Origin of the sequence: Sphingobacterium sp. UBA7253 (assembly GCF_002472745.1) — a bacterium.
Lineage (GTDB): Bacteria > Bacteroidota > Bacteroidia > Sphingobacteriales > Sphingobacteriaceae > Sphingobacterium > Sphingobacterium siyangense.
Genome location: NZ_DKSP01000172.1, coordinates 1 through 7788 on the forward strand (window position 1 = coordinate 1; position 7788 = coordinate 7788).

The 7788-nt window shown below is 42.3% G+C and carries 5 protein-coding genes; 3 read left to right on the top strand and 2 right to left on the bottom strand.

All coding sequences use genetic code 11. The features are described from left to right. Positions 1 to 96: 96 nt before the first annotated feature. Together B2X72_RS17390 and B2X72_RS17395 are read right to left on the bottom strand one after the other, a co-directional pair. Entirely contained in the window at positions 97 to 3588 is a 3492-nt protein-coding gene (locus B2X72_RS17390; RefSeq protein WP_070561823.1) for a hypothetical protein, read from the bottom strand. Positions 3589 to 3656: 68 nt separating this feature from the next. Next, positions 3657 to 5174: a hypothetical protein gene (locus tag B2X72_RS17395; protein WP_139144897.1), complete on the bottom strand. Its 1518-nt coding sequence runs from the start codon at positions 5172 to 5174 to the stop codon at positions 3657 to 3659. 635 nt (positions 5175 to 5809) lie between these two features. Here B2X72_RS17395 and B2X72_RS17400 point away from each other — a divergent pair. From B2X72_RS17400 to B2X72_RS17410, 3 genes are all read left to right on the top strand, one after another. Continuing rightward, positions 5810 to 6001 (top strand): class I lanthipeptide, encoded by a 192-nt coding sequence (locus B2X72_RS17400; RefSeq protein WP_070569922.1) that lies wholly within the window; start codon positions 5810 to 5812, stop codon positions 5999 to 6001. A 102-nt stretch (positions 6002 to 6103) separates the two neighbouring features. Continuing rightward, positions 6104 to 7123, top strand: coding sequence for a sensor histidine kinase (locus B2X72_RS17405; RefSeq protein ID WP_070569920.1), 1020 nt, complete (start codon positions 6104 to 6106; stop codon positions 7121 to 7123). Positions 7124 to 7129: 6 nt separating this feature from the next. Further along, positions 7130 to 7788 (top strand): LytR/AlgR family response regulator transcription factor (locus tag B2X72_RS17410; protein ID WP_286850880.1); only part of this gene is annotated, 659 nt, incomplete at its 3' end.

Below are 7788 nucleotides of genomic sequence, written 5' to 3' on the forward strand. Positions count from 1 at the left end.
ACAGCAGGGCTACGGTAAATTTATATTGGAGCGAAATACGCATGAGATAAGTATTTTAATATGGCAGACGCCGTTTATTAATGATGCAGAACAGGATTATTGTGCCGCTTGCATTTGATAGGTATTGCGTTTAACGATATTGCCCTGCTCGTCTTTTACCTGGACGAGCCTGCCGAAGACATCGTATTCGAAGCGGGAGATATGGCCCGCTGCATTGCTGCCGCTGGTTATCCCTTTAAACAGGTCATAGGTATAACTCTCCATAGTGGCGCTCATCGGGTGTAAGCGCAGCTCGTCGATATATCCGCTTCCGGTAACGGTGACGCCTGTTGGGTTGTAAATATTGTGTTCGCAATAGGTCCAGCCGTTTGCAGTTGATCCCGTTGTATAGGGCGCTGTTCCGTTGACCAGGGCATTGCCGTTCTTTATCCAATAGGAAACTATGAATCCGCCGTTAACGGGTGTACCGCTTACTTCCGAACCCGGAATATCAGCCAATGCATTGGGATTCCAGGTGATGTCGCCATTCGATAAGATGTAACAACGATTACCTGTGGCATTATCCGATGCAGTGGTATTCCCCTCGTTATACAACCAGTTGCCTGCGGCATCGGGTTCAAAGCTGGTAAAGCCGATCTTATATAAACTATCACCGAACACTTTCGCTATCGGGTAACTAAAGTCATGTCCCCAGATCAGGGCAATACTTTGTTGGCCGTTGCCATACATCAGGGCAGGATTGCCTTTCTCGTTGTACGCCCGGTACGTAAGCTCCAGGCTGTATTTCGGATCTTTCAATAAGAAAGGTCCGGCATTAGATAACGACAGGTTCATGGGTGTAAACGTAGTCAGGGGCGCAGGCACCTGTAATTTGTATTGCCGCTTTGGACGCACTTTATAGCCCTGGAACTCGTTCAGCTCATATTCTGTCAAACTGCCAGAAACTACTTTACCGTCTACTTTTGTAAAAGTTTCAACGGGATAGGCGGTGAGATGATTTTCGCTCATGTATTTAAGAGCCAGGGGCGCACGGAAAGGGCTTGTCAAAGCGCTGGTGTTGTAATCGGAAGACAGGTAGGTCGTTTGTTCTACCTGGGCGCCGTCCGGTTGCAGGGTAAGGGTTTGGTAAGGATAGTAGTTACTACTGCCTAAATAGTTTTGGTAGGTGGTCGTTATTAGCGAACCCGTGGCTGTCAGGTCAGTTGTTGTTGATTTGACCAGGCGCACCTTTTCACCCAGGTAACTATATAATTCCCCGCGAAATTTGTAAACCTCCTTCACTTCAGTATTGGCTTTATTGACCGAATATGCAGTTTTCCAACCGTTAACCGAACCGCCCAGCTGGTAACTGTAGATATTTTCCACCTTGCGGAGCAATACGTTATTCTTATCGAAGGTCTGCGCAGTAAGCAGCTGCCCGTTACGGTGTGCGTAGCTTGTGGCAGGGGCAAAAGGATAATTGATCTCGCATTTATGGTAGGGCGTGCTGAAATTGTACAATATGCTACCACCTTCGCCGTTGGCGCCATAGGTCTCCCTTACATAGCTATAAGCTACCGGACTGCTGTTGTTCTGGGCAGTATTATTGGCCAGCGAGGAAAAGACGTAAGAAGTAATGTCAATGAGATCATAACCGCTAGTTCCATTGGGGCGCGTAAAACGATACCGGTAATTGGATTCGTAATTCGGTTTCATCTGGGCAATGCCACTGGAGCGGTCCGGCTCGCCCGGCAAACTGTAATCATAAGTTCTAACATTGGATACAGCACTATAGGGATCGTAGTCGGTAATGCGCTTTACCCGTAACCCACCCACGAATTTATTCTTATCGTAACCCACAATGTTTTGAAAAGTCACACTAGCCCTGATCCGGTCCTCACAGTCATACATATTGGCCTCAGCATAACGGCAATCAGCCTCTACATAGAGGTTGTAATTGTGACCGGCTATAAACTGGTAATTTACATTATTAACCCCTTGGGCAACCACCTGATTCGTCGTCAGATCCTTAAGGATAAAATTTTTGGTATTGCCTACACAGGTCCAGGTATTGCGTTCAACTTGAATGGTGACGGTCTGCGTACTGGGTGCGGTAAATGTAGTAGTCGCATTTTGGTATTGCGTCGCACTATTGTATTTACAACTGGAAAAGGCCGTATACTTGGTATAGCTGTATATGGGTTCTGCGAGGTAATTATTTTCTCCGCAATCCTTGCCTACTGTATTGTTTTCGTATTCAAAATAAGTATAGCCACCTGTTGGATGATAGATCCTGTTGAGTATACCTCGCCTAGTATGGAGCGGATTTACATCCCGGTTACCGCCGATAACATCAAATGTTGTTGTTCCATCTGTAAAGGTCTTACCCTCGATCAAGGTACTATTGGAGTAGCCATTATAATAGCCCCAATGATCCTGGGAAAATGAGCCATAGGCGGGTATCGAATTGTCGTCGTATCCAAAATTATACCTGTCGATTAGCTCACTGCCTACGCTGGTATATACGGAATCCAACCGGAGTTTTTTAGCCATCGGATCTGTTGAAATATCGTTGTAGTAAGTATAGCCTAAATTGAATTTCCGCACCAGGTTGCTGCCATTGTCATATACCTCGATGTTAGATAGGGCTTTAGTACCTGCTACCTCATACTTTTCCGTGTTGTAGTTAAAGTTGACCCTGCCGTTTGGAAATACGATCCTGTTGAGCTTTTTTTCAAAAACATGTACGGTCGATGAGCAAACAGATGATTTGACCGGGTAAGGATTAATGTCGCCATAGTCATAGTTTCTCGTTTCTGAAATCGTGGTGATTGCCTGCAGTTCCGTGGTATAATTGAACGTCAGGCTATCCTTGGTATCGGGATAAATGATTTTAGAAACATACCAGGTGGAGGCATAATCCATCGTGCCACCAAAGTCGGAACAACTTTCAGAACTGGTCGTCGAATAATCATTGAAATAATACCGCACGCCCTGGGCATCGGTAAGCACAAAAACAAAATCATGCTCAACCGGCGTTTTGGTATAGGATACCTTTACATCCTGGTCGGGCATTGTGATGATACCATCATTGCCAATGATAAATTTCCCGGAAGCGCTTCCAATGTTGAAATTGAATTCATCAGGCTGGGTATCCCATATGCCGTCTGCTACCGCTTTAAAGGTATCTATCGTGCTGTTTACAGAAAGGAAGGGACTTGCCTTGGCAATTAATGAAGCGCCCTGCTGACTCTCATATCCGCGCTCATCCGGCTTGCCACGGAGCACGCGGGAAATAGTGTAGGCAGAATTGAGGCTCCATCCCAAGCCCACATCACTCGATAGGTCGCTGACCTTGATACCGGCAGCATGGTAACTCAATCCGATGGGTAAAGTATGTTTACCCGCATTGACCGTATAGATAGGAACACTGATATTGGGCAGACCACTAAACAAATTCACCGGGATATTGCCGTACTTATTGAATGCAGCGGTATTCGGTGTGGGAATGTTGAAGTCGAGCTTCGTCGGATTTTGAGTTCCGGCAGGTTGTGCATAGGCCATATTGGATAAGGCCAGCAGCATCAGCCATAGTAATCGTTTACGCATAGATATTTGTTTTTGTGGTAAAACTCTTATTTAGGTCCGCCATGACTTGGCGGATTTATTTTTAATTTTTATTTTCCCCAGCCTAGCCTCAGCATAAACGGGGTTCTTAAATTGCTTTGCTGCCACAGGAAATTATACCCCGCCATAAAGGTGCCGTTCCATTTGCTGCTGATGCGGTAGCGCTTCATGATGCCGAGATAGGCTGCCTCCTGTTGCCCGCCAAATGCCGCTTTCAGCGCATTGCCAGACGCTACGACAGACTGCGGATCATTCCTGTTATCTTCCAGGTAAGCACGGTCCTGCGGACGGAAAGCCCGTTCGTAACCGGTCTGCAGGCTAAAGCCATACAATAGTTTCCAATCGGCATACACCCGCGTACTAATACCCTCATAACTCAGGCGGATATGTTGCCAGTCCTGGCCCAGGCCAATACTGGCAGCAATGCCGATGCCATAACTCAGGCTGGGCGTATGTTTGAAGGCCACACCGGCTCCCAGTTCCACCATTGCCGGCCGTAAGCCGTCGGGCGTAGCGCGCGTAGTCTGGAAGTTGTATTGTGGCTCCAGCCGCTGCCAGAAAGGCTTTCCGCGTTCCGGGTTTTTATGAAAGGCGGGCTTTTCGATACGCTTCAGTTTATCCTTGGTGGCCTTCGCTTCCTGCAGACCCTGCCGGGCTTCCCGTGCCAGGTTGCCGGCTTCTTTTACTTTATCGGTTACCTTACCCAGTTGATTGCTGAAATCTTTTATCTGTCCTTGCATTGCCTGTTGCACGACTTGCAGGTTACCAAACTTTTCACTGAGCATTTGCTGTACCTGTCCCTTAGTTTGGTAACCCATGTTTTGCAAGTCGGCAGCTGATAAACCACTCCCCAAACCATTTTTATTATTGCCTATATAGCTTTCAAAACCCTCGATACCCTGCAGGTATTCCATCGCTTTTTCTTCGGCAGCATCGGGATCATCGGCCAGGCCACGCCAGGCTTTCATTTTTTCCTGGGCATAGTATACCTCTTTTTGTATCCCCTGTAAACCGGGTATACCAGCACCTGCAGCCATTTGCTCAAGGCTTTGCATGCGCTGCCGGATCAGGTCTTTAACCTGTTGCTGGGCATTTAGCTTGCCTTGCAGTCCGGCGATCTTGCCGCTGTAATCGCCACCGGGCAACGCTTGTCCGCTTATGCCCTCCAAGGCAGCAAGTTTATTGCCCTGGTTATGCATAAACTGCCCGATGCCTATCAGGCTATCAACGGTGGCATTACGCCGCTTGGCCATACGGGCCAGAGCGGTAGTGTCTTTGGATAAAACGGCAATCGAATCAAAGCTTATCGAGCGGTTCAGGTATTGCTTGTAGGCAACCGAATCTTTAGCAGCGAGCTTGGCCAGCATACGTGCTTCTTTTTGCTGCAGGCGGCCCAACAGGCGTTGCTGGATGCGATCTGCGCGTCTGATATATTTATTCAACTCAGTTGTTCTTTTTTCAAGATATAAGGATGCTTCGTTAATTCCATTTTCAGATTGAGCAGATGCTTCAACGACGAAAAAGGGAATAAAGAAAAGCAATACAAATATGAAAATTGAGCGTGGCAACAGTAGCTTTATTGATTTGGTAAATGTATCAGAGAGTATCTGTAAGGATACAGGTAAAAACCCCCGTTTGTATTAATTAACATCCGTTCATTTTTATTTAACCCGGAATTGTCTGGATGTGAGGAACGAAATACACCTACAGCAGTGCATAAGATTAAAGCAAAGTAAAGAACACAGAGTCCCAAAATAACCCAGCTTTTAATTTTCAAATTTCGATTTGAGTCGATAGTCTGACCAATCATGATAATTTCAATAATTTATTTTTTAATAACATTTAAGGAATTATTCTATATCAAATCATTATTTCATAAGGTTAGAAATAATAATATTTTTCATTAATAAACTACCTTTACAAAATCTTAGAAAATTTTGAGCGTGAGAAGATTTACAGCTAAGTCTTAAACACCCAGTTTTTTATTATTGGTAGACTTTATATGTTTTTATCAAGATGAACGCAAAAGGAAAAACGCAAAAGGAAAAACGCAAAAGCGAATCGTAGATAAAAAATTCACTGTGAAGATATATGTGGCTTAAGGGTGTTTCCAAATAAAATAAGGGAAATGAAGAAAAGAGGCAATATTTTTCGGCAAGACGAAAAAAACCAGGTTTTTATCTTAAATTTTAATTGAATACTTATGAAAAAGAACAATCAATCCAATCCGAAACTCACTCTCAAAATTCAAAAAATTGTTTATTTAACGCCTAAACAAATGCACAATTTACATGCTGGTGAAGAGGCGTCAGTTTTTACCAAGCCCCAAAGTTTTAATTGCCCAGTTCCCTACAACGCGCCTCCTTACCTTACAATGAAGTTCTGCAACGAATAAAAATAAAATAACAAAAAATAAAATATAGCACTACCTTCGGCCCCTCTATGTAGCGAAAAAATTTAAATACGCTACTTATGTTAATCAAAAAAAACATAAGAAATGGAAAGGACGAAGGTGGTGCTAATCCATATTGCTGTATGGGTTATTTATGTGTCAATTTTAATTTTTAATCTCGGGTATAGCGAGAAAAATTGGAATGATTTCATTTATGAAACGTCAGTTTCTCATCTCATCTCTGTCGGTGTCTTTTATTCCACGACACTCTGGATTCTTCCTCAATTTTACGCTAAAAATAAGTACATTAAAACTCTTGCCGGTTTTCTTTGTATCCTAATTGCTAGTGAAGTTTCTAGATTTATCTATACCTATTCTGTCTCCCCAATTTTATTAGGGAGAAGAATTTCTTCATCAACTTTACCTTTGGATACTCAAATAGTAAACTTTTTTTTTCAATGGTTTAAATTCTCTTTATTAGGTGTATTGTATTGGTCCAGGACATCGAAAATAGAGCTTCAGAAGAAACTTGCAGATCAAATTGCAGAGAGTTCGAAACGAGAAAAGTTAGAACTTGAAAATGCAGCGCTCCGGGCACAAATAAATCCGCATTTCATATTTAACACGCTTGAGGTTTTAAGAAGGGAGGCTTCAGAATCAAGTCCAAACGTTTCCTACGGAATTGCCTGTTTTATGGATATTTTACGCTCTGGAATAAATAAGCTTGGGCCAGATGGAAAAATTCCACTGCTAACTGAAATTCGAGCTATTGAAGGAATCGTTTATTTGTATTCGAAAAGATTTCCTGAATTAATGGTATCCCTCGTTTCTGATGTAGAGAATCATGAAACCCATCGCATTCATTCTCATGTACTCTTGCCATTAGTTGAAAATGCCTTTAAACATGGTGATAAGAAAATTACAGTTGAATTATCTGTCGATAAAACTACGGTTAAGTTAAACGTCAATAATATAATTGGGCGCCGAATAAAGGATGAATCAACAGGAATTGGCCTATCATATGTAAAAAGGATTCTTGAATCAAATTATCCAAATACATATAAACTTAAAACTAACCAGACAAAGGAAGACTACTCTGCAGAACTCATTATTCACTTTAATTAGGTACTTATGGAATTTATCAAATGTATTATTGTAGATGATGAAATTAACTCTATACAAAACCTTGAAAGGCTGATCAAAACAATTCCCCAACTGGAAATTGTAGGAACTTTCCTTAACGCGACTGAAGCTATATCTTTTGTTGAAAAAAATGAAGTTTACCTCGTTTTCTTGGACATAAATATGATTGATTTGTCGGGATTTGAAGCAGCTAAAAGGCTACCTGACAAAAAAATTATTTTTACTACTGGATTTGCATCATACGCACTCGATTCTTACAGTTTAGAGAATGTTGTTGATTATTTATTAAAACCGATATTGTTTGAAGATCTCACTCGTGCGGTAAAAAAAGCAAACAAGCTATTTGTTGTTGAGAATCATTTCTATCTTTTGAATAACGATCTGTATCTAGCGTATAGAGAAAATGGAATAGACAGGAAAATTAGTTTTACCAGTATATCTCATATTGAAACAAAAAACAACTACTCCTTAGTATACTTGGAAAATAAGATGATTACTGTTCCCATCCCGCTTTGGGAGCTTGAGAGAACTCTACCTGAAAGTAAATTTATTAGGATTAACAAATCTACTGTTGTTAACCTGATGAAAGTTATAGATGATGACAAGACCAAACATCTAGTAATGATAGGGGGAAAAAAGCTCATATT